The sequence below is a fragment of the Sporomusa termitida genome, from assembly GCF_007641255.1.
Taxonomy (GTDB): Bacteria; Bacillota; Negativicutes; order Sporomusales; family Sporomusaceae; genus Sporomusa; species Sporomusa termitida.
This window is the reverse complement of sequence record NZ_CP036259.1, coordinates 3,078,328-3,100,000: the sequence shown is the minus strand read 5'-3', so window position 1 is coordinate 3,100,000 and position 21,673 is coordinate 3,078,328. Positions and strand designations below refer to the sequence as shown.

Sequence of the window (21,673 nt, the reverse complement as noted above, 5' to 3'; positions counted from 1 at the left end):
AGGCGCCAAGAGCCGAAGAAGGACGCGGTAAGCTGCGAAAAGTCATGGGGAGCCGCAAGCAGGCCCTGATCCATGAGTCTCCGAATGGGGGAACCCAATGGTGGTCATGCACCATTACCTAACTTAGGTTAGGGGGGCACCCGGGGAACTGAAACATCTAAGTACCTGGAGGAAAAGTAATCAAATGACGCAGCCGCAAGGCTGCTAATGCTGGAGGCCCCCAAAGGGCCAACAGTGCGAGATTCCCTAAGTAGCGGCGAGCGAACGGGGAAGAGCCCAAACCTGTTTGGATGTTGGAGATTAGACATTGGACATTGGATAAAAGGAACGTAAAATATTCTTAGACTTCCAACATCTAAAATCTAACATCCAACATCCAAACAGGGGTTGAGGACTGACAACAATCAAATCAGGCTTAGCCGAATCATCTGGAAAGATGAGTCGCAGAAGGTAACAACCCTGTAGGCGAAAAGCAGAGTTTGAGGGTCAGAATCCAGAGTACCACGGGACACGAGGAACCCTGTGGGAAGCAGGGGGGACCACCCTCCAAGGCAAAATACTCGTGGCGACCGATAGCGCATAGTACCGTGAGGGAAAGGTGAAAAGCACCCCGGGAGGGGAGTGAAAAAGAACCTGAAACCGTATGCCTACAAGCAGTCGAAGGCCCGTATGAGGCTGACGGCGTGCCTATTGAAGAATGAACCGGCGAGTTACAGTATCCAGCAAGGTTAAGTGGAAAACACGGAGCCGAAGCGAAAGCGAGTCTAAAGAGGGCGAAAGTTGGATATTGTAGACCCGAAACCGCAGTGATCTATCCATGGCCAGGTTGAAGCGCAGGTAAAAATGCGTGGAGGACCGAACCCGTGAGCGTTGAAAAGCTTTGGGATGAGTTGTGGATAGGGGTGAAATGCCAATCGAACGCGGAGATAGCTGGTTCTCCCCGAAATAGCTTTAGGGCTAGCCTCAGGAAATAAGTACAGACGGTAGAGCACTGATAGGGCTAGGGGCCTAATGGGTTACTGAACCTTGTCAAACTACGAATGGATGTACTCGAACCCTGGGAGTCAGACTACGAGTGATAAGACCCGTGGTCAAGAGGGAAACAGCCCAGACCATCAGCTAAGGTCCCGAATGCCGTACTAAGTGGCAAAGGATGTGGAGATACAAAAACAACCAGGATGTTGGCTTAGAAGCAGCCACCATTGAAAGAGTGCGTAATAGCTCACTGGTCGAGTGTCGCTGCGCCGAAGATGTCCGGGGCTAAAGTACGGAACCGAAGCTATGGCATTCCTAACGGAATGGGTAGGGGAGCGTTCTATACACGAAGAAGGTATACCGTAAGGAGTGCTGGAGAGTATAGAAGTGAGAATGCCGGTATGAGTAGCGAAAAGACAAGTGAGAATCTTGTCCACCGAAAGCCTAAGGATTTCTGAGGAAGGATCGTCCGCTCAGAGTTAGTCGGGCCCTAAGCCGAGGCGAAAAGCGTAGGCGATGGACAACTGGTAAAAAGTCCAGTACCACCTGGAATCGATTGAGCGAGGGAGTGACACAGGAGGGTAGGCAAGCGCGAGGATGGAAATTCGCGTCTAAGCTTGTAGGGTGCATCACAGGCAAATCCGTGATGCTAAAACCTGAGGAGTGATGGGCAGCTGTTAGAGATAATGGCGAAATTGCTGATCCCAGACTGTCAAGAAAAGCTTCTAGTGAGAGACCAGGTGCCCGTACCGTAAACCGACACAGGTAGGCGGGGAGAGAATCCTAAGGTGCGCGGGAGAACCCTCGTTAAGGAACTCGGCAAAATGTCCCCGTAACTTCGGGAAAAGGGGAGCTTGTAAACCGTGTAGATCAGAAGCGAACGAAGCGGGAATGAGTTGCAAAAAAGAGGCCCAAGCGACTGTTTACCACAAACACAGGTGCCTGCTAAAGCGAAAGCTGACGTATAGGTGCTGACACCTGCCCGGTGCCGGAAGGTTAAGAGGAGAGCTTAGAGCAATCGAAGGTTTGAATTGAAGCCCCGGTAAACGGCGGCCGTAACTATAACGGTCCTAAGGTAGCGAAATTCCTTGTCGGGTAAGTTCCGACCCGCACGAAAGGTGTAACGACTTGGGCACTGTCTCAACGAGGGACCCGGTGAAATTGAAATACCTGTGAAGATGCAGGTTACCCGCGACTGGACAGAAAGACCCCATGGAGCTTTACTGCAACCTGACATTGAGTTTTGGTAAATGATGTACAGGATAGGTGGGAGACAGGGAAGTATGGACGCAAGTCTGTATGGAGTCGATGTTGGGATACCACCCTTTATTTACTGGAGTTCTAACTCAAGGAGTAACGAAACTGAGGACAGTGTCAGGCGGGCAGTTTGACTGGGGCGGTCGCCTCCGAAAGAGTAACGGAGGCGCCCAAAGGTTCCCTCAGCGCGGCTGGAAATCGCGCGAAGAGTGTAAAGGCAGAAGGGAGCTTGACTGCAAGACAGACAAGTCGAGCAGGGACGAAAGTCGGGCTTAGTGATCCGGTGGTACCGAGTGGAAGGGCCATCGCTCAACGGATAAAAGCTACCCTGGGGATAACAGGCTAATCTCTCCCAAGAGTCCATATCGACGGGGAGGTTTGGCACCTCGATGTCGGCTCATCACATCCTGGGGCTGAAGTAGGTCCCAAGGGTTGGGCTGTTCGCCCATTAAAGTGGTACGTGAGCTGGGTTCAGAACGTCGTGAGACAGTTCGGTCCCTATCCATCGCGGGCGTAAGAGACTTGAAGGGAACTGCTCCTAGTACGAGAGGACCGGAGTGGACGGACCGCTGGTGTACCAGTTATCCCGCCAGGGGTAGAGCTGGGTAGCTACGTCCGGAAAGGATAAACGCTGAAAGCATCTAAGCGTGAAACCAGCCTTAAGATGAGGTCTGTCATTCGCAAGAAGTAAGGCCCCTTGAAGAAGACAAGGTAGATAGGCCAGGAGTGGAAGTGGAGCAATTCATGGAGCGGACTGGTACTAATAGGCCGAGGACTTGACTTAACCTCGTTTGCACGACGTGCAAACATAAGCAGCGAACCAGCTTGCCGCGAGCGAAAGCGAAACGGGAAGATGTGTGAGTCGCTTAGTTAGAGCGGAGCGATAACATCCATAATGTATGTTGTAACTCCGAGCTGGCAACCAGTAAATTACTATTGCGCAAATCTTTCTTCTGTGAAGTTTTCAGGGAACAAAGAGATAATTAGGAGGTTCCGCGCTCCGCTTGGAACTAAGCGATTCACACAGGTTCTAGCGTCGCGATGCTCCTAATAACCTGGTTCTCTGCTTATGGTTCTCTGTTTATAATTCCTCGATAGCTCAGTTGGTAGAGCAATCGGCTGTTAACCGATCGGTCGTAGGTTCGAGTCCTACTCGAGGAGCCAATTCCATTTAAGGCTCAGACAGTTTAGAGTATTCCATATGCTAGGCGGAAGGAGGACGTGACCGTAGTCGTACTGGGAAGTACGTCGGAGGGAACGCCCGGACTGACAACAACGCAGATGGGATGCTATCAACTGTCGTAACTCGGCTGTTGACCGATCGGTCGCTGGTTCGAGTCCTACTCGAGGAGCCATATTCAATCTTTGGAGAATTAATTAGAGAAGGGGAATAAGGAGGTTACTCGCTAACGCTCGTAACTAAGCGATTCACACAGGTTTCCGCGTCGCTGTCGCTCCTAAAAACCTGGTTCTCTGCTTATGCTTATATCGCGGGATGGAGCAGTTGGTAGCTCGTCGGGCTCATAACCCGAAGGTCGTAGGTTCAAGTCCTACTCCCGCAACCAATTTATGGTGGCTATGGTGAAGTGGTTAACACGCCGGATTGTGGCTCCGGTATTCGAGGGTTCGAGACCCTCTAGTCACCCCAGATATTTAAGGCGGGGAATCTATTTTAGTCGATAGATTTCCGCCTTTTATGTTACTTACATCGCAAGAAGTTTTCTTTTGGCATGCCAGAAGGAAAGGTGTGCAGGGAAACCAGTGTCTGGTACTATGGAAAATCTATTTGCTGAATAGGAAATGGCAAAACTAGATGTAATAAGATTTCTCCATGGCATATTGACATTGGTTGGGGTGCACTGGTATTATAGACATAATTAAATAACTGTTTTCTGATAGAGGTTGCGGAGGACCAACAGTAAGTATGCAGAGCTGGCAGCGATGATGGTACTGAAAGGGGCGGACCGCCGAAGTGAAAGTTTTGCCGAAAATTTTTGCTGGTTTTACGTTTAAGAAATGTAAGACTGTCACCTGCTGATATTACAGGTGGAGCGCTATCTTGCACCAGCCGTTAAGAGCATTCTTTTGTTGCCAGGCAGTTTGCGAGATTTAGCGCAGACTGCTTTTTGTATTACATGTACTGATTTTTTGAAGGGTAGGCGAAACACGTGGCTGAGAAAGAGATACCGTTTACAAAAGAACAATTAACAGAAGTAATTAAAGAATACCCAACACCGTTTCATATTTATGATGAGCAAGCTATTAGACAAAATGTCCGTAATTTAATTAAAGCCTTTGCCTGGGCACCAGAGTTTAAGGAGTATTTTGCTGTTAAAGCCACTCCTAATCCGTATATTTTACAAGTGTTGAGGGAAGAAGGGCTGGGGGCTGACTGCAGTTCGCTGGCTGAGCTTATTTTGGCCGAAAAAGCCGGTATGAGTGGCGAAGAGATCATTTTGACTTCTAATGATACTCCGGCTATTGAGTTTAAAAAAGCGCGTGAATTAGGGGCTATTATTAACCTGGACGATATTAGTCATATTGATTACTTAGATAAACATGCAGGTATTCCTGATATAATTTCGTTCCGCTATAATCCGGGACCGTTGCGTGAAGGCGGCAACTCAATTATTGGCAATCCGGAAGAGTCTAAATATGGCCTGACCAGAAAGCAGCTTTTGGATGCATACCGGATTATGAAGAACAGAGGCGTAAAACGGTTTGGCCTTCATACAATGGTTATTTCCAATGAACTTGATCCTAACTACTTTGTGGAAACCGCCAATATGATGTTTGACCTTATTAATGAAATTTATCGTACCCTGGATATTAAGGTTGAATTTGTTAACTTCGGGGGTGGGATTGGTATTCCTTATCGTCCAGAGCAAGAGCCGGTTAATATTATGACAATCAGCCAGGGAATCAAAAAGGCATATGAAACTAAGATTGCCGCCAATGGGCTTGCACCGCTCAAAATTGCCATGGAGTGCGGACGGATGATTACCGGACCATATGGCTATCTGGTATCAACAGTGTTACACAAAAAAGAAATCTATAAGAATTATGTTGGACTCGATGCTTGCATGGCTAACTTAATGCGTCCGGCCCTATATGGTGCTTATCATCACATTACAGTCCTCGGTAAAGAAGAATGGCCGCTTGGCTACATCTATGATGTTACCGGGTCTCTGTGTGAAAACAATGATAAATTTGCCGTTAATCGCAAGCTGCCGATGATCGATATTGGCGATGTATTGGTCATTCATGACGCCGGGGCACATGGTCATGCAATGGGCTTTAATTATAATGGTAAATTGCGTTCAGCTGAATTAATGCTGAAACATGATGGCAGTGTTCAGCTGATTCGGCGTGCAGAAACTATTGAAGATTATTTTTCTACTTTAGATTTTACGGGACTGGATAACTAATAGAATGTTTAAGAAATTCATCTGGTTCTTGCCGGGTGAATTTTCTTATAATATTCAGGACTGATTAGCCCGATCTCCGGAGATGTTGTTTTGAAATAAAAACATAGACTTTAAAGTCTATATTTAGTATATAAAAAATTTCACAAAAACAACAAAATCCTTCTTCCAAATTTAGGGAATATAGTTTATAATGTTAATTGTTGTTGAGAAGAGGTATTTTTCTGTGTGGGGGCGCGCTCGTTGTCTAAAAATATCGAAGCTTTGAATATCCTTGATATAATAGAATATTTACGGCGACAGATGAATTTGTTGGCTGCATCTTATGGAGTCTCTGATCCTCAGGTTTTAGAAACCAGTCAGTTGCTAGACAGCCAAATCAGCAAATATTATCGTATTCAGCAGGATGGTTAAGCAGTATAATTCAGCATGTTGCTTACGGTACGAGTTCTTTCATTACAGCATAATATGATAAGCAAATGGAAGAAGGTTTTTTATGAGCTGGACTAGTCTTATAGGCATTTCTGTGGTAGGGTTTATTATAATCGATCAGTTTTATACTGCGGTTAACATACGAATGCTTATTATTGCTGCTATTATCCTAAGTATGGTGTGGCTGGATTTCAAACGACTGCTGATACGTCTATACATTCGTCTGCTGCGAGTTATAAGGTATATCTTTACTCCAAGTAAATATTATAAGAAATAGCCTCCTCACACCTGGAGGCTAATTTAATCATATATTAACCCGGAGGTAGATCATCCTGAAAACATTAGCTGGAATTTTAGCACTGATCGAGGAACAGTTTGTTATATCTACTGATTTTATGAGAGATATTGCCATCTGTTTCCAACATGACATGTGCAATGGGCTGACAGGAAAGGCAAGTTCCCTTAAACTGCTACCATCTTTTCTTGGTAATCCGACAGGCCGGGAACAGGGGCAAGTAATTGCTGTTGATTTTGGTGGTACTAATGTTCGCGTATTGTTAGTCGAACTGGCTGGTAACGGGCAGGTTAATATTATTGACAAACGTTCGGCCCTGCTAAAAGATAAGAATGGAAAGTATGACTATACTGCGGCATCAGCCTCTGGTTTGGAGCTTTTTGATTTCATTGCCGGCAAAATATCGGAGGTTGCACCAAGGGGTGGTACCTATCCCCTGGGGCACACGTTTTCCTTCCCCTGCCGGCAGCATGGTGTTAATGAAGCCGTGTTAATCAGTTGGACTAAAGAATTCAAAACTAGCGGGGTTGAAGGCCGAAATATTGGCGAACTGTTGCAGGCGGCGCTAAAACGCAAAGGAAGCAGCCATGTTAAATCGCTGGCAATAATTAATGACACTACCGGTACATTATTATCAACTGCTTATACCGATACTGCCACTTCTATAGGATCAATCTGTGGAACCGGCCATAATACCTGTTATCTTGAGCCTTGTCATCCTCTGACTGGGCAGCCTATGATTATTAATCTGGAATCCGGTAACTTTGACGGGATTCAGCAGACAGAATATGACAGGCAATTAGATCAGGCTAGTGAAAGATTTGGCTCTCAACGACTTGAGAAGATGGCGTCAGGACAATATTTGGGTGAACTGGTGAGATTGATTGTCCATAAGCTCGCAACAGATGGGCATATAAATAGCGCTTCAGACAGGTTGGGGGTTCCCTATTCCGTTTCAACAGAAGATATTTCACCAGTTTTGGCAGATGAATCGCCCGCACTTGACGCTGTAGCCAATATGGCCGCCAGATGCTGGGGCATTACTGGGTTAGAGATTGGTGAACTTGCGGCAATCAGGGCCGCTGCCCGCCTTGTTACAAAGCGTTCAGCCCGTTTAGTTGCAGCTACATGGGCCGGCGTATTGATTAAGATTGATCCGATGTTAACAAGGCGGCATACAATTGCGGTTGATGGCTCATTGTATGAAAAGATGCCGGGGTATAAGCCCCATTTATTGGAAGCTATATCTGAAATATTTAGTCAAAATGCAAAGCAGATAACCATTAAACTAAGCAAAGACGGCTCCGGTATAGGTGCGGCTATTGCTGCCGCCACAGTATGTAATGCAAAATCCTAGAATAGATAATAAACAAGCTTGCTCTGTATTGTGATCAGCTTGTTTATTATTAGACGCTACCGCTGCTATAATCGGCAGGGGTAAGCCGTAAAAAGAGCCCGATAACTTCAGCCGGTCGATTTTAATTGTGCTAAACCGCCGTATTCTTTTGAAATTTGCTTGCTTGGCAACTTCCGTCAACTTGACGCACTAGAAGCAGCAATGGCTTTTGGCAGCAAGATCTGATTGCGCTGTTGACATTATTTGATTCTCATAATATAATAGTCAAGTAGTTAATTGAAGATGACTCCGTAGCTCAGCTGGATAGAGCGTTTGACTACGAATCAAAAGGTCGCAGGTTCGAATCCTGCCGGGGTCGCCATTTAAGCAGAAAGCCCAAGAAGTCGAGACGATAGGCGAAGTCTGATTGGTGCGAATCGCTTAGTTCCAAGCGGTAGCGCGGAACATCATCTAATATTCTCAAGGGTTTTACGAGGTTCTCGTAAAGCTCTTTTTTCGTTTTTATAGCAATTTGGCAGCAACGTGGCGAATTGCTTTGTGTACATTCTCTGATTCTTCCAGGCCTTTATCCTCCCCGCGAACTTCTTTCATTCTATTGGCCATCAACCGGCCTCATACCTATCAACTACAGGTCCGCTTGAAAAAAGCCACTGATTTGCTGGCTGCCGGTGACCCCCTGGTGGCAGAGCCTTCGCCGCTGGTTTTTGCGATCAAAGCCACTTTCAGAAAGCTTTTAAAAGGAATTTTGACATTACGCCCGGTCAATATGAATGGTAATTTATTCGGCCATGGTTTGCTTTTCTTTTCGGATGACGCCCACCATGCCGGCGGCAATAAGACACAGGGCGCCCCCCGCCGCAAAGGTTGCCAGGTAATTGCCAATCCAGGTATGTAAGATTCCCCCGCCCCAAGCGGCCAACGCCGCGCCTACCTGGTGAATCGCCATAAGCCAGCCAAATATAACGGGTCCTTGCTGCCCGCCAAAGACATCGGCAGTCAGGCGTACTGTCGGGGGCACGGTAGCAGCCCAATCAAGACCATAAAAAACGATAAAAAATAGCAAACTCATATTGTTTTGCTCCAAGCCAAAGGGCAAGAACAGCAGCGATAAACCGCGCAGACAGTAATACCAAAACAGCAGCCAGCGATTGTCGAATTTGTCCGAGAGCCAGCCGGACGCAGCTGCTCCCATCACATTAAATACTCCCGCTACGGATAACAGGCCCGCAGCGGTCATTGCCAATAGACCATGATCGACGCAGGCAGGAATAAAATGCGTCCCGATTAGTCCATTGCTGGTAGCGCCGCAGACAAAAAAACTGCCGGCCAGCAACCAGAATTCTCTTACTGGCAGAGCTCTTTTTAGCACTTTGAGCACCAGCGCAACGGCCGCAACTGGTGGAAGCGGCTTCAGAGCGGGTTCGAGCGAGGCCCCGTATGGCAGCAGGCCGACATCACGGGGAGTATTCCGCATTATTAATGCGACAAATACCGCAACGGTCAGCGCCAGGAGCGAAATAGACCACACAACTGTTTGCCAGGATAATATTGCGAGCAGTTTTGAAAACAGCGACAAGAAAATGAGCTGCCCCGCTGCGCCGGCGGCGCTAAATATCCCGACAACCAGCCCCCGATGTGTAACAAACCAACGGACGGCAACAATTGATCCCACAACCGTTGACAAAAAGCCGGTGCCGGTGCCGACGATAATTCCCCACAAAAAGGTCATTTGCCATGGCGTCTGCATCCAGCCGGACAGGCCGATGCCGCCGCTCAGCAGGAGCAAGGCCAAAAGCATGATGCGCCGGACTCCATATAACTCCATCAGGACAGCAACCACCGGTCCGTACAGCCCATATAGTAAAAGATTAACGGCCAGAGGAAACGTGATGATTGCCCGGTTCCAGCCAAAGTAATGTTCAAAAGGAACAATGAAAACCGTTGGTAGCGAACGAATTCCACCGGCTATCAGTAACACCAGAAAAGTGATGAGTGCGATAATCCAGCCATAATGAACTGGCAACCCCAGGCGACTTTGCTGATTCGTGCCTTTATTCATATAATGCCTCCTCCCGCGCATTGCTGGACACTATTTTAACAACTTTATATCGCTTTATATTGTATTTTCTTGCTATTGAACGATAGCCATTTTGAGCCTGAACCCGCTTAAAGGATTGGTATTTGGAGCAGGGGTTTATTAGCACCGGAACAAAGGCTTATTCCCATTTGCCGTTCGGATTTATGGAGTTAACATTATTATTGTATTGAGACAATAAATGTAGATTGAAGGATTGCCCCCTGGTAATAATACAGGGCAAGGAAGAACCTTGCCCTGTCAATAATTTACACTATACAAATTGTTATGTATTTGTTCTTAAGCATTTACCCAATATTTCGACGCTGCCGTTTATTTTATCGAAAGCTGAGAGTCTGAGACTGACCACCTTCGATAACCTTCGCCTCCTTAATGGTTGGTTGCCGTTAAGGAAGGGGCCATGCACGCCGATTGCGACATCAAGGAAGGCATTGTACTCTTCGCTGACATGAGTTTCCCAACGCATGATCTCCCCCTGGTCATTCGTCTCGACGAAACCATACGAATAAAAACTCATCTTGGTGCCGTCTTGCGTGTGCCCCTCGAACAGTGTTTTCATTGCGAAGCCATTATCGGCTGGCCAGCATTTAAATTCTGCCGGACCCCAATCAGGAAATCGGAGTGAGTATGCCTTCGCTTCCATGGTCGCGGAGGAAGCCACGGAGAGGGGATGCTTGCTCAACTGTATGAGCTCGTTGCCGAAATAAGGCGACCAGTATACGGCTTTGTCTGCAAACTTCCATTCGTCATACGTCGCACCATCTTTTACTGATTTTCGCGCATAAGCGTTATGGTAGCTTTCGGCCATCCGGCGATGCAGAGCGATACGGTCTTCGCGCTTTAATTTTGGCGTCTTGCTTTCTTCTTTAAAATGAGTATTCATTTTACAAACCTCTTTTATTAGTTATTTTCCATTCGAAAAAACATCGATGGCATAGAGACAACTGGCCTTTTTTCGTTATAGTTCCCCAATTCGTATAAAACAATAACCATAAGCGGGAAACGAACTGTTGCAAAAGCAATCTAAGTGATAATGACGGTAATTATCCACCTTATCTGAAAGCAGGATTTTTTGAGTTGCCGGTAGGATGCAGCCCACAATAAACTGTTTATGTGCAGCCTGTGTTGTTTGACAGTCGCTGAAAATAACAGTATAGTAGTACTATAAATGGTAAAGGTGTGATTTTGATGTTTGTTTCGTCTGTTATGGTGGCAAGCAACTGAATAAAGTTGCAAAAGGCGCAGTTTGTTAGGGAATACTCTTTTTGGGGCTGCCCTTTTGATAAACATACCTGACAGACGGCTTCACTTTCTAAATTATTATGTGCGGCAAGGTGTGCTTGCTGCGCTTTTTTACTATAATCCGGATGTTGCCCGCGGGAAGCGTTCTGCATCTATCAGGTGCTGTATGCTTTTTGCCGGCTTTTTTTATTACCAGCATTTCATAAAAATTTAAAATCTTAAGGAGGCGGTATTTTATGAACCTGGGGTTGGCAAACAAGACTGCGGTTGTAACCGGCGCAGTGCCGGCATCGGCGCGCAAATCGCAAAATCACTGGCACAGGAAGGCTGTAAGGTTCTCATCCACTATCTGGAGCGGGATGAGAAAATTCATGGCGGGGTCGAAACTGACTACACAAAGGCAAGTAACAGAGACGCGGCTTTGCGGGTGCAGGCAGAGATCGAACAGAACGGCAAAACAGCCGGAATGTATGCGGCCGACCTAAGTCTGGACGGGGCGCATAAACAGCTGTTGGACTATGCGGAAGCTGTTTGCGGCCAGGTGGATATCCTGATTAACAATGCCGCTCACTGCGAATTGCCTGACACAATTTTATCCACAACAGCGGCCGTCATCAACCGGCATTTTGCTGTCAATGTCAACGCGCCTGTTTTGCTCAGTAAGGAATAAACAGTTGGGGGAATTGAGATCGTTGTTCTGTTTACAGGAAGGCTGCCGGTGATACCGGCAGCCTTGGTTATTATCACAGATATTGACAACTATTTGTCAACAATAGCCCGATATTGCCGACTTTTTCCCGGAATGTAAACAACTGTATCAAAGTGTACCAAAGATGTGACAGTCCGCTACACACCTGTACCTGCCTGGTTGCATTCGGTGGTTGTCCGATAAGCCGCAGTGATCTCCCCCAAGCGCGAATAATGCTGATTTTTAGCATGTAAAGCCGGGGTAAAAGGGGAAGTTTGGTTTTGGCACAATAATTGCAAAAGTCTAATATTAGTATTAGTCCTATAGTAATCATAAAGCCTAATGAATGGAGGGTGATATATGGGGTATTTGGATACTGCACAAGAGGTGTACAAAAAGGCGGCGTTAACACCTCAGTCTGGTTTATGTTGTGTTAGCAGCCAGGACCGGTTTTTGCCGGGGTTGACTATTCCCGGCATCATGCAGGCAATGAATTATGGTTGTGGTACAACCGTCCATTTTGGCGATTTGCGCCCAGAAGAAACTATTCTCTACATCGGTGTGGGCGGAGGCTTAGAGGCACTGGAATTTGCCTATTTTACCCGGCGGCCCCAGGCCGTTATTGCCGTGGATAAAGTTCCGGAAATGCTGGAGAAAGCCAGGGAAAATTTTAACCTGGCGGCAAAAATGAATGAGTGGTTCCAGCAGGATTTCATTGAATTGGTCCAAGGTGATGCTCTTAGTCTGCCTGTTGCAGAGTGCAGCGTGGATGTTGCCGCCCAGAACTGCCTGTTTAACATCTTCGAAGAAGCTGATTTTACGAAAGCCCTGGCGGAAATGCACCGTGTCTTAAAGCCTGGTGGCAGACTCTATATATCGGATCCTATTACGAATAACCCGATGCCTGAGAAATTGCGGCAAGATGAACGGCTGCGGGCAATGTGTCTTGCGGGGGCTTTGCGTTATCAGGAATATCTGGATCAGGTTATCGGGGCTGGCTTTGGCACCATAGAGATAAGACAGCGGCGGCCCTTCCGGGTGCTGGCTAGAGAACGGTATGGACTGGCCGAGCATATTTTTTTAGAATCAGTTGATATTGTTGCCTATAAAGTTCCTGTACCTGCCGGCGGCGCCCGGGTATTCGCCGGGGAAACCCTTATCTATTTTGGCAAAGAGCGTTTACGAGATGAAGAGGGCTTCATTATTCCGCGTGACATTCCTCAGCCGGTGTGTCAAAAAACCGCAGCTTATTTTCGTAAGCTAAACCGCCGTGATATGGTTGTGACGGCGCCGACATACCATTACAACGGTCCCCGCGGGACTTGCTGCTAACAGGACAGGCGATGACGGCTTAAAAAGTTAACCCCGTCTGTTAGGAATCTGTCGGCAGACAATATTGTTGATGTAAGCACGCAATGAAAAGATGTGTAGGAGATGATAGGTTGTGGAATATTCGCGTGATTTTATTGGTGAATTTTTAGGAACCTTTTTGCTGGTTCTGTTTGGGTGCGGTTCTGTTGCGGTGTCGGTCCTCTTCAATTCTCACAGCGGCTTATTGCAAATCGCATTGATTTGGGGTGTCGGCGTTAGCCTGGCTATTTATGCCACCAGGAACTTATCTTGCGCCCACCTTAATCCTGCAGTTACTGTCGCCATGGTGGCCAGTAAAAGGATGGGGCTGAAAAAAATGCCGGTCTATCTTATTGCCCAGTTTATAGGGGCGTTTTTTGCCGGACTCATTTTGTACTTTTTGTTCAATCCCTTTATTGTAGCCTTTGAGACGGCGCAGCAGATCGTGCGCGGTACGCCGGAATCTATGAAAGTAGCGAAAATGTTTGGCGAATATTATCAGCTGCCCGGCAGCGAAACCGTCATCTCCATGCCGTTGGCCATCGGGGCCGAAGCTATTGGAACTTTTTTGCTGGTGCTTATGATATTTTCGCTTACGGAAGGCTGCAATCTTGGCCGGCCTGATGACAATGTAGCGCCTTTATTTATTGGCTTATCGGTGAGTTCTGTTATTTGCTTAGTCGCACCACTAACACAGGCCGGGTTAAATCCCGCCCGTGATTTCGGGCCCCGTATGGTGGCCTGGATCTTTGGCTGGGGAAATGCGGCCTTTCCTGACCAAGCCGGCGGCTTCTTCTTTGTGTACATCCTTGCGCCCATCATTGGGGCGCTTGCGGCCGGGCTGCTTTTCACCCGGGTATTGGAGCCGCTCATGAAAAAATCAGCATGCCAATGCAGCTAGGCAGGATTAAGATTAAATAAATGAAGGGAAGGCGAATTTTTATGAAAACAAAGCTCATTTTAGTGGGCGGATTCCTTGGCGCCGGTAAAACAACACTATTAGGAGAGGCCGCCTGCAGACTCAGCCAGGCCGGCAAACAAGTCGGCTTGATTACCAATGATCAGGCAGCCGAATTGGTAGACACCGTATTGCTTGAATATACAAACGCGCTGGTTTCAGAAGTAAGCGGGAGCTGCTTTTGCTGCAACTTTCCGGGCTTCACCGCAGCGATTGCCTATATTACTGAAAAAGAGGCGGTAGATGTTATTATTGCCGAACCGGTTGGCAGTTGTACCGATCTGTCCGCGACCATCTTGCAGCCGCTGAAAGATAAGTTTGCCGATACATTACGGGTTGCGCCGCTGTCTGTGCTTGTCGATCCTCAACAGCTAATTCATCTTCTTGACGGGAGAGTGGCAGGACTGCATCCGAGTGCGGTTTATATTCTCCGGAAACAGCTGGAAGAGGCGGATTTTATTATTATCAATAAGGCAGACCGGTTAAGTCCGGCAACAGCCGCAGCCTTGCAAAAACGCACCGCTGCAGAATGGCCATGGGCTAAAGTCTATGTCATCAGTGCCAAAAGCGGGGACGGCCTGGAAAACTGGTTGAACGATGTGCTGCAGTCTGCTGCCGCCGGGAAGCGCCTGGCTGAGGTAGACTATGATATTTACGCCGAAGGCGAGGCTGTTCTCGGCTGGCTCAACACCACTGTCCACCTGCAACACCAATCCGCGGACTGGGATAGTTATGCCAATCAATTACTGAATGCCTTGCAACAACGCTTGGCCGAGCTGCCGGCTGCGGTCGGTCATGTGAAATTGCTTGTGAAAACAGGCAGCGGTTTCGTGCTTGGCAACATTACAGGCCCTGATAACCTGATAACTGTGCGTGGCTCTGCCGGCGTAGGACAAGCCGCGACAATGACGCTGAACGCCCGGGCCCAGATGGAGCCGGAATCACTGCAAGCTATTGTTTTAGAGGAAATTTCCAAAGCCGGCGGGAGTGCTGTAATTGCAGAATTCGCCGCATTAAAATGCTTAAAGCCAGGACATCCTAAGCCGACTTACCGTTACAATCAAATCATAGCTCAAGTTGCTGAATAAATCAGGTTTTAAGAGGTATAACGAGAATGCGTAAATTTAGTATCAGGAAAAAATTCAATGATTGTCCGTGCACGGGAGCGAATCTGGAAAAATTAATCCATCCGGCTACTCTCACGCTGTTAACAGATGCGGAACTGCACGGCTATAGCATCGTGCAAAAACTTCAGGATATTTGTATGTTTCAAGGCAAAAAGCCTGACCCCTCAGGCGTTTACCGGTGCTTAAAACAAATGGAGCAGGACGGGTATGTAACTGCCGTGTGGGATTTGTCAAATTCAGGGCCGGCCAAAAGGCTATATCGAATAACTGATGATGGTTTGGAATGTCTTAAAACCTGGATAAACACACTAGAGGATTATAGACATTCGATAGGCTTGTTTTTGGATTTTGCCAGAGACCGGCTACAGGCACACTAATTGTTTTCGTCTATCACCAGCATATCGTTGTGGTCAAACTGCCAATCAGCACTATAAGCGACTTCCCAGTAGTAGCCGTCAGGATCTTGAAAATATCCGCTATAGCCACCCCAAAAAAACTTTGCGGGTTTCTTAGCAATTATACCGTCAGCGGCTGCAACGGTCTCCATAAGCTGATCAACCTCAGCTGCGGATTTCAGGTTGATCGCCAGGGTGATTCCACAAAATCCGCCTAAAGTAAGGGGCGGTGGATTTTTTTCATTGATGTCACTAGCTAAACCGGCAATGGGGTATAATTCCAATTTAGTTCCCTGATTGTCAAAGAAAACAATTGGCGGATTGCTGTTTTTTTCGTATGTCTTAAAGCCTATATCTTTATAAAACTGCAAGGATTTTTCCATATTCCTAACGCCAAGACATATAAGATTGATGCGATTCATATAAGCGGGCCTCCCCTTATTTGTTTTCTTTACTTTACCACAACAACTGGCTGCTCGTCACTCGCATTATAACTGTAAGCAGGCGTTCCAAACCAGATACGCCGGAACAAGCGATACTGAAACCGGATGTCAGCCAGGTGTCGCGCGGCAGGCCCGGCAAATAGCCAAAGCTATTTGCCGGGCCTGGAAGTGTTATAACCCGGCACACCCCAAAGATAGGCAGTCCCCTGCGGGACTAAGCGTATCCCGCAGGGCTGCATTAAAACGACAGGGTGAGTGGCTTGTCAAAGCTATAATCGGCCCTTTAGTTTCGGCGACCGCTGCGAGTGTTTGAGGCCTGGCTCTTATAAGGTCCAGTCCAGACTTTGCTGCTGAAGCTCAACCATATGACGATATAAGCCAGCTTGTTGTAACAGCTCGTCCGGTTTTCCCTGCTGGGCAACATAGCCGTCGGCCAAAACAACGATTTTATCCGCATTGGCAACAGTCCGCAGCCGGTGGGCAATAACCAAAACCGTTTTATCTTTAATGAGTTCTGTCAAAGCGGCCTGAATTTTTGTTTCGTTTTCCACATCCAACGAAGCGGTAGCTTCATCTAATAAAATGACGGGCGCGTTTTTCAGAATCGCCCGGGCGATCGCAACACGCTGCCGTTCCCCGCCTGATAATAGCGAGCCATTCTCGCCAATGACCGTATGATAGCCCCGCGGCAGGCGCGCTGTAAACTCATCGCACATAGCCAGCCTGGCCGCCGCTTTCACTTCTTCATCGGTGGCGGACATCCTTCCCAGGCGGATGTTTTCCAGGACCGTGTCATTAAATAAAACGACATCCTGAAAAACAATGGCGTAATTTTGTAGCAGGGTTTCCGGATCGATTGTCGTTATATCCCGGCCTCCCAGCGTAATCTTGCCGGCTGTTGCATCCCAAAACCGGGCCGCCAGTTTGGCGGCCGTGCTTTTGCCGCCGCCGGAGGGTCCTATCAGCGCGGTTACTTCCCCTTGTCTGGCTACGAAAGAAACATCTTTTAAAACCGGCTCGCCGGTATGATAGGAAAATGCGACCCGGGTAAAGGCGATGTCGCAGCCCGGCAGGGTACACTGTTTTTCACCACTCTGGACGGGCTGGGCTTTCATTGCCTGCATTCTCTTTAAGGGAATCTCCACCATGAAAATCTCGGCAATATTGGCCAGTGTTCCGGACAGGGGATCGTATAATCTTGAGGCCGCAATCAAAAAAATCAGGTAGGTCAGCAAGTCGGTTTTTCCGGCCGTTAGTAAAGCGCCGCCTACCAGCACCACTGAGGCCAAACCAAGCCGCAGTACGGCCTGGGCACTGGTTACGAGGGTTCCTGTAATCAGTTCGGAACGGATTTGCGCCTGCTCGGCTGTATCAAGTTTTCTGTCCAAGTCCGCCAGATAACGTTCCTTCATACTGCAGGCTTTTATGTCCTGGATGGTTTCCAGACACTCCTGAATCCCGTCGGCGCAAATTCTTTTGGCTTGATAATGGGCAAGTTCTGCCTTGTTCTGGATATATTTTGAGCCGACAATCAACAGCAAGGCGGCAGGAATAACCCATACCACGGCCAGGCCCAGCCGCCAGTCGGCATAAAGCAGGCCGGCAGTAATCAGCAGTGTGGAAAGGATGGCCCCCAACAACTGGGGCATGGCATGGGAAAAAGCATGTTCCAGCGTTGTGCAGTCGCCCATGAGCGTATTCGTTAGGTCTGCCAGGTCTCTTTGGCCGAAAAAAGATAAGGGAAGCTGACGAAGCTTCTCGGCCAGAGCAATTCTTCTGGCGGCGCTTTCTTCATAGGTGGCCAGGAACACACTGGAATACTGCAGAAAATGACAAAGGTATAACACCAGAAACGTGACGGCTGTAAGCAGCGCATACGTTACGGGCTGGGGAGCCGGAGCATATAGCCCCGTCAGGGGGGGCATCAGCTCGGCCAGCAGCAGGATAAACAGGCCGGCAGGCAGCATCATGCTGAGATTTACCAGCGCACTGTATAAACTGCCTTTGCATAAATTCCGGGCCCCTTTTTCGCTAAGCGCAAATTTACTTTGCAAAAAGTTAAGCATGTTCTGCCATCCTCCCAACCTTCCAGGCAATGGCTGTCTGGTATTCCCGCCACATACCGGCATACACACCCTGCTGCTGCAGTAATTGATCGTGCGCACCTTGCTCTACTATTGCCCCCTTTTGCATCACAACAATGCAGTCGACATTTTTAACCGTAGACAGGCGGTGGGCGATCATCAGTACGGTTTTGCCCTGTGTCAGGTGTTTAAGGGCTTGCTGGATCTGATACTCATTTTCGGGATCGGCAAAAGCGGTCGCTTCATCCAAAACGATAATGGGGGCATCTTTTAAGATAGCCCTCGCCAAAGCAATCCGCTGTTGTTCCCCGCCTGACAGATAAACGCCGCCGGTTCCCACAACCGTATCTATGGCCTGCGGCAGCTTGGCCAGAATATCATCGCACTGGGCCAGCTGGGCCGCGCGCAGCGCGGCTTCCCGGCTGGCCTCCGGGTTGGCGGCGCGGATATTATCCAGCAGACTGGCTTTGAAGAGCCTGGTATTTTGGAAAACAAAGGCGATTTGCCGCATCAGGTCCGCTTCCGGGAACTCCCTGACGTCGATGCCGCCGATTTTTACACTGCCCTCATCTACATCCCAAAAGCGCGGCACCAGGCTGGCCAACGTGGTTTTACCCCCACCGGAAGCACCGACCAGCGCGTAGGTCTTGCCCGGCGGAATAGTAAAACTGACTTGGGCAACAGCCGGCTGGGGATTGCCGGGATAGGTAAACGTTACATTTTCGAACCAGATGCCGGTATCTTTCCTGGCGCCGGCCCGGCTGCCGGCGGGAAGCGTTTTCGCCTGCGTGATGGCATATATCCGGCCAACTGCTTCCTTGGCCGCCATGACGCTTTCGCCCACATACATGATTTTTCCCATCATGGTGGCACATACGGGGACAAACAGCATGTAAAAAATAAGATCCAACAGGAAGCTTTTGTAGTCGGGGGCGGCTAAGATCAGCAATAGGCCGGCCGGGATTAAAAGTAAGGACGGCGCATTAATGGTCATCATAAAGCCGACCAGCGGGACCCGGCAGGATAAGGCAAAAGCCGAAGCAAACCTCCAGTAGCTTGTAATCGCTGCGTGGAAATTCTTAAAAGAGTAAACGGTTTGCTGAAATGTCTTTACAACCGGAATGCCTCTGACATATTCCACCGCAGCGGTATTCATTTCTTCCAGGGCGCTCATATAGCTGTTCATGGCGGCGGCGCTTGTGCCGCCCATCATCTGCCGCAAGAAGAACAGGCTGAACAATGACGGAACCAGGCAAACCAGGCCCAGGCGCCAGTCAAAGACCAAGAAAACGGCCAAAATGGCCAGCGGCATAATGACGGCGCCGGACAAATCCGGCAACTGATGGGCTAAGAAAGCATGGGTTAAACCGGCATTGTCATCAATAATTTTTCGCAGCTTGCCACTGGCATTGGCCGTAAAATACCCCAGCGGCAAATTCACCAGGGTATGCATCGCCGCCTGCCGCATATTTTTTTCCACGCGAAATGCGGCCAAATGGGAACACAGCAGCGCGGCAAAATAAAAAGCAATGCTGGCCAGGGCAAAGCCTACGGCCAGCCAGCCAAACCGAACGATTTCCGCCGCCTGGGTAAAATCCGGCAACACGTTAAGCAGATCGCGGATGACAAACCATAGGCAGAGAAAAGGACCAAGCGACAGCACGGAGCTAACCCCTGACAACAGCCAGGACAATACCAGCAGGATCCGGTAACTCCCGGCAAAGGCAAATAGTCTGGCAAACAAGGAATCATGTTGAATAGCCACGGTTATCCCTCCTAATAGAAAGCAGCGGCAAACATACGGCAATACGCGCAAAAGCTTACTGTCTGCCAACAAAAATAGAAACCGGCTGCAACGCTGCAACTGATTTCTATTGTAAAGAAAACACCGGGGAACGAATACTCCATATAAACGGTTTTAGCTCCATTTGGTTAACGTGATTTGCGGTAAACGGAAGGAGAGGCCTGCATAACCGATTTAAAGGCGCCGGCAAATTTGCTGGCATTATCATAGCCGACATTGCCGGCAATCACGGTGACGCTGTCCTGGGTCTGCAGCAGCATGGCCGCTGCCGCCTGCATGCGGTAGGTTCGAATATAAGCATAAATGGACATGCCGTAAACCGCTTTAAAACAAGAATTCATGGCCGTAAGAGAAATAGCGAAACGTTTGGACAGTTCCTCCAGGGTAAAATGATATTCGATATGCTGTGTTAACAATTGTTTGATTTCCTTGATCTTGTTTACCTGGCTTTTGGGAAAATACGGACGCTCTTCCCACTGCTCCGCAGTGTCAAGGGCACTGAGAAAAAGCAGCAATTCCAGCACCTTTAGTTTGAAATAGCCGTATTTTATTGCCTCGGGAATAGTATAGAGCTCCGAAAAGATATGCTGTATGGACTCTTTAGCCCGGATGACAAAGCAACGCTCGCCGGCACACAGTTTATCGCGCAGCCCGTATAAATCAATCGAAATATCCTTTAGTACGGTGGAAATCATTTGGGCCGCGACTTCGAGTTCGATCCAAACGGAAACGCCGTGATAATGCTCCAGCGGGAAAGAGGCATGGGCGATCCGGTTATTCACTATCGGATTGACGGCAAGATCGCCTTCACTCAAATAGGCGTACATACCGTTGACAAACTCGCACTCAAAGCGGCCTTCCCGGCAATGATTGATTTCCAGGATATCTTTTACATCCTGGTCCGGAATCATGTGGTCCGGGCATTTATCGGTATGAAAATCGTTGTAGGTCAGTCTGATTCCCGGGAAAACCTGATAACTGGTGATGCGTCCCGCTGCTTCAGCATTTTTTAGTGCGTAAACGACACAGTGGTTCGACTGCTGATTTATTACAACATCGCCATAATATAAGAAATTGTTTTGCAGGTGTTTCATAAAAAAATCTCCGCTTATTGATAATAATAATCAATTATATTATACATAATAAAATGTTTTTGTAAAAGATAGAAAAAGCCCCTCATAATCCTGCTGGTAAAAAAAGGAGGGGAGGAAGCTTTCGCCAGCAGTGTAACAAGCAAATATAAATATAATATGATCAAGGCACCGGCATTTTGGTAGGGTATAAGAGACAGAAACGGATGAGGAGTTAGGACCATGAAAAATCTGCTGGTAATAACAAGTCTGTGTCTGGCCTTTAGCCTGGGCTTGGCCCCGCAAGTAGCCAGCCGGGAGTCCGCCTGCAAAGGCGGCCGGATTGAAGTGTCTGCCCGGCCTGCGGGGCCGGGCAAAGCGGAGATTGCCATCAAAGACAACGGACCGGGTATCGATCCGGCTGATATTTCTCATATTTTTGACAGATACTACAAAGGAAAACAAGCGAAAATAAACATCAGGGGGAAATCCGGTGCGAAAGTAAACCTGGCGGCGGGAGTGTTTTTTATCTGCTGTTTTAGGTATACAGCTCATTACAAAAAAATATGAAAAATACAAGCAGGAGTTTTGATTCTGGCAACAAAATATATAAATAAACCACAAAATAAATGTTCTTATTGACGAACTCTGTTCATTGCAAAGAACGAAATGGGGG

At 48.1% G+C, this 21,673-nt stretch carries 15 protein-coding genes, 4 tRNA genes, 1 rRNA gene, 1 pseudogene and 1 riboswitch (1 of these 22 cut by a window edge); of the genes and pseudogenes, 15 read left to right on the top strand and 6 right to left on the bottom strand.

Annotated elements, in window-relative coordinates:
* The 9 genes and pseudogenes from SPTER_RS14610 to SPTER_RS25935 all read left to right on the top strand — a co-directional run.
* Positions 1 to 3,016: ribosomal RNA gene (locus SPTER_RS14610) — 23S ribosomal RNA — on the top strand; it begins 33 nt to the left of the window's first position.
* Between the two features lie 304 nt (positions 3,017 to 3,320).
* Positions 3,321 to 3,396 (top strand) — tRNA-Asn (locus SPTER_RS14605).
* Positions 3,397 to 3,721: 325 nt separating this feature from the next.
* Positions 3,722 to 3,797 (top strand) — tRNA-Met (locus SPTER_RS14600).
* 7 nt (positions 3,798 to 3,804) lie between these two features.
* Positions 3,805 to 3,880, top strand: a tRNA-His gene (locus tag SPTER_RS14595).
* Positions 3,881 to 4,120: 240 nt separating this feature from the next.
* A riboswitch (Lysine riboswitch) is annotated at positions 4,121 to 4,297 on the top strand.
* Positions 4,298 to 4,400: 103 nt separating this feature from the next.
* On the top strand, positions 4,401 to 5,660 hold the full coding sequence (locus tag SPTER_RS14590) for a diaminopimelate decarboxylase family protein (RefSeq protein WP_144351061.1): 1,260 nt from the start codon (positions 4,401 to 4,403) through the stop codon (positions 5,658 to 5,660).
* Positions 5,661 to 5,900: 240 nt separating this feature from the next.
* Positions 5,901 to 6,071, top strand: coding sequence for an aspartyl-phosphate phosphatase Spo0E family protein (locus SPTER_RS14585; protein WP_144351060.1), 171 nt, complete (start codon positions 5,901 to 5,903; stop codon positions 6,069 to 6,071).
* Positions 6,072 to 6,484: 413 nt separating this feature from the next.
* Entirely contained in the window at positions 6,485 to 7,741 is a 1,257-nt protein-coding gene (locus SPTER_RS14580; RefSeq protein ID WP_144351059.1) for a hexokinase family protein, read from the top strand.
* Between the two features lie 284 nt (positions 7,742 to 8,025).
* Positions 8,026 to 8,102, top strand: a tRNA-Arg gene (locus SPTER_RS14575).
* A gap of 362 nt (positions 8,103 to 8,464) precedes the next feature.
* Positions 8,465 to 8,518 (top strand): annotated as a pseudogene (locus SPTER_RS25935) (hypothetical protein); the annotation flags it as partial.
* 1 nt (position 8,519) lies between these two features.
* On the opposite strand, the gene SPTER_RS14565 reads toward SPTER_RS25935, so the two are convergent.
* Both SPTER_RS14565 and SPTER_RS14560 read right to left on the bottom strand, forming a co-directional pair.
* Complete coding sequence (locus SPTER_RS14565; RefSeq protein WP_144351058.1) at positions 8,520 to 9,800, bottom strand: MFS transporter; 1,281 nt, start codon at positions 9,798 to 9,800, stop codon at positions 8,520 to 8,522.
* Positions 9,801 to 10,101: 301 nt separating this feature from the next.
* A complete protein-coding gene (locus SPTER_RS14560; protein WP_211367287.1) occupies positions 10,102 to 10,719 on the bottom strand; it encodes a hypothetical protein in 618 nt (205 codons plus the stop codon).
* A 648-nt stretch (positions 10,720 to 11,367) separates the two neighbouring features.
* Between SPTER_RS14560 and SPTER_RS24810 the strand changes: the two genes are divergently transcribed.
* The 5 genes from SPTER_RS24810 (at position 11,368) to SPTER_RS14535 (ending at position 15,578) form a co-directional block, all read left to right on the top strand.
* The gene (locus tag SPTER_RS24810; protein ID WP_144351057.1) at positions 11,368 to 11,748 is read left to right on the top strand and encodes an SDR family NAD(P)-dependent oxidoreductase; all 381 of its coding nucleotides are present in this window, start codon (positions 11,368 to 11,370) and stop codon (positions 11,746 to 11,748) included.
* 378 nt (positions 11,749 to 12,126) lie between these two features.
* Positions 12,127 to 13,098, top strand: a complete 972-nt coding sequence (gene arsM, locus SPTER_RS14550) for an arsenosugar biosynthesis arsenite methyltransferase ArsM (RefSeq protein WP_144351056.1) — start codon at positions 12,127 to 12,129, stop codon at positions 13,096 to 13,098.
* A gap of 112 nt (positions 13,099 to 13,210) precedes the next feature.
* The gene (locus tag SPTER_RS14545) at positions 13,211 to 14,017 is read left to right on the top strand and encodes an MIP/aquaporin family protein (protein WP_144351055.1); all 807 of its coding nucleotides are present in this window, start codon (positions 13,211 to 13,213) and stop codon (positions 14,015 to 14,017) included.
* 41 nt (positions 14,018 to 14,058) lie between these two features.
* On the top strand, positions 14,059 to 15,162 hold the full coding sequence (locus SPTER_RS14540; RefSeq protein ID WP_144351054.1) for a GTP-binding protein: 1,104 nt from the start codon (positions 14,059 to 14,061) through the stop codon (positions 15,160 to 15,162).
* Positions 15,163 to 15,188: 26 nt separating this feature from the next.
* Positions 15,189 to 15,578: a PadR family transcriptional regulator gene (locus SPTER_RS14535; RefSeq protein ID WP_144351053.1), complete on the top strand. Its 390-nt coding sequence runs from the start codon at positions 15,189 to 15,191 to the stop codon at positions 15,576 to 15,578.
* Here SPTER_RS14535 and SPTER_RS14530 read toward each other — a convergent pair.
* The 4 genes from SPTER_RS14530 to SPTER_RS14515 form a co-directional block, all read right to left on the bottom strand.
* On the bottom strand, positions 15,575 to 16,018 hold the full coding sequence (locus SPTER_RS14530) for a VOC family protein (RefSeq protein ID WP_144351052.1): 444 nt from the start codon (positions 16,016 to 16,018) through the stop codon (positions 15,575 to 15,577). The genes SPTER_RS14535 and SPTER_RS14530 overlap by 4 nt on opposite strands.
* A gap of 344 nt (positions 16,019 to 16,362) precedes the next feature.
* Positions 16,363 to 18,105 (bottom strand): ABC transporter ATP-binding protein, encoded by a 1,743-nt coding sequence (locus SPTER_RS14525; protein ID WP_144351051.1) that lies wholly within the window; start codon positions 18,103 to 18,105, stop codon positions 16,363 to 16,365.
* Positions 18,098 to 19,888 carry an ABC transporter ATP-binding protein gene (locus tag SPTER_RS14520; RefSeq protein ID WP_144351050.1) on the bottom strand — a complete coding sequence of 597 codons (1,791 nt, stop codon included), beginning with the start codon at positions 19,886 to 19,888 and terminating at the stop codon, positions 18,098 to 18,100. Before SPTER_RS14520 ends, SPTER_RS14525 begins: the two co-directional genes overlap by 8 nt.
* A 167-nt stretch (positions 19,889 to 20,055) precedes the next feature.
* Positions 20,056 to 21,021, bottom strand: coding sequence for a helix-turn-helix domain-containing protein (locus SPTER_RS14515; RefSeq protein WP_144351049.1), 966 nt, complete (start codon positions 21,019 to 21,021; stop codon positions 20,056 to 20,058).
* 219 nt (positions 21,022 to 21,240) lie between these two features.
* On the opposite strand from SPTER_RS14515, the gene SPTER_RS14510 reads away from it, so the two are divergent.
* Positions 21,241 to 21,567, top strand: a complete 327-nt coding sequence (locus SPTER_RS14510; RefSeq protein WP_144351048.1) for an ATP-binding protein — start codon at positions 21,241 to 21,243, stop codon at positions 21,565 to 21,567.
* The last annotated feature ends 106 nt before the right edge of the window (positions 21,568 to 21,673 follow it).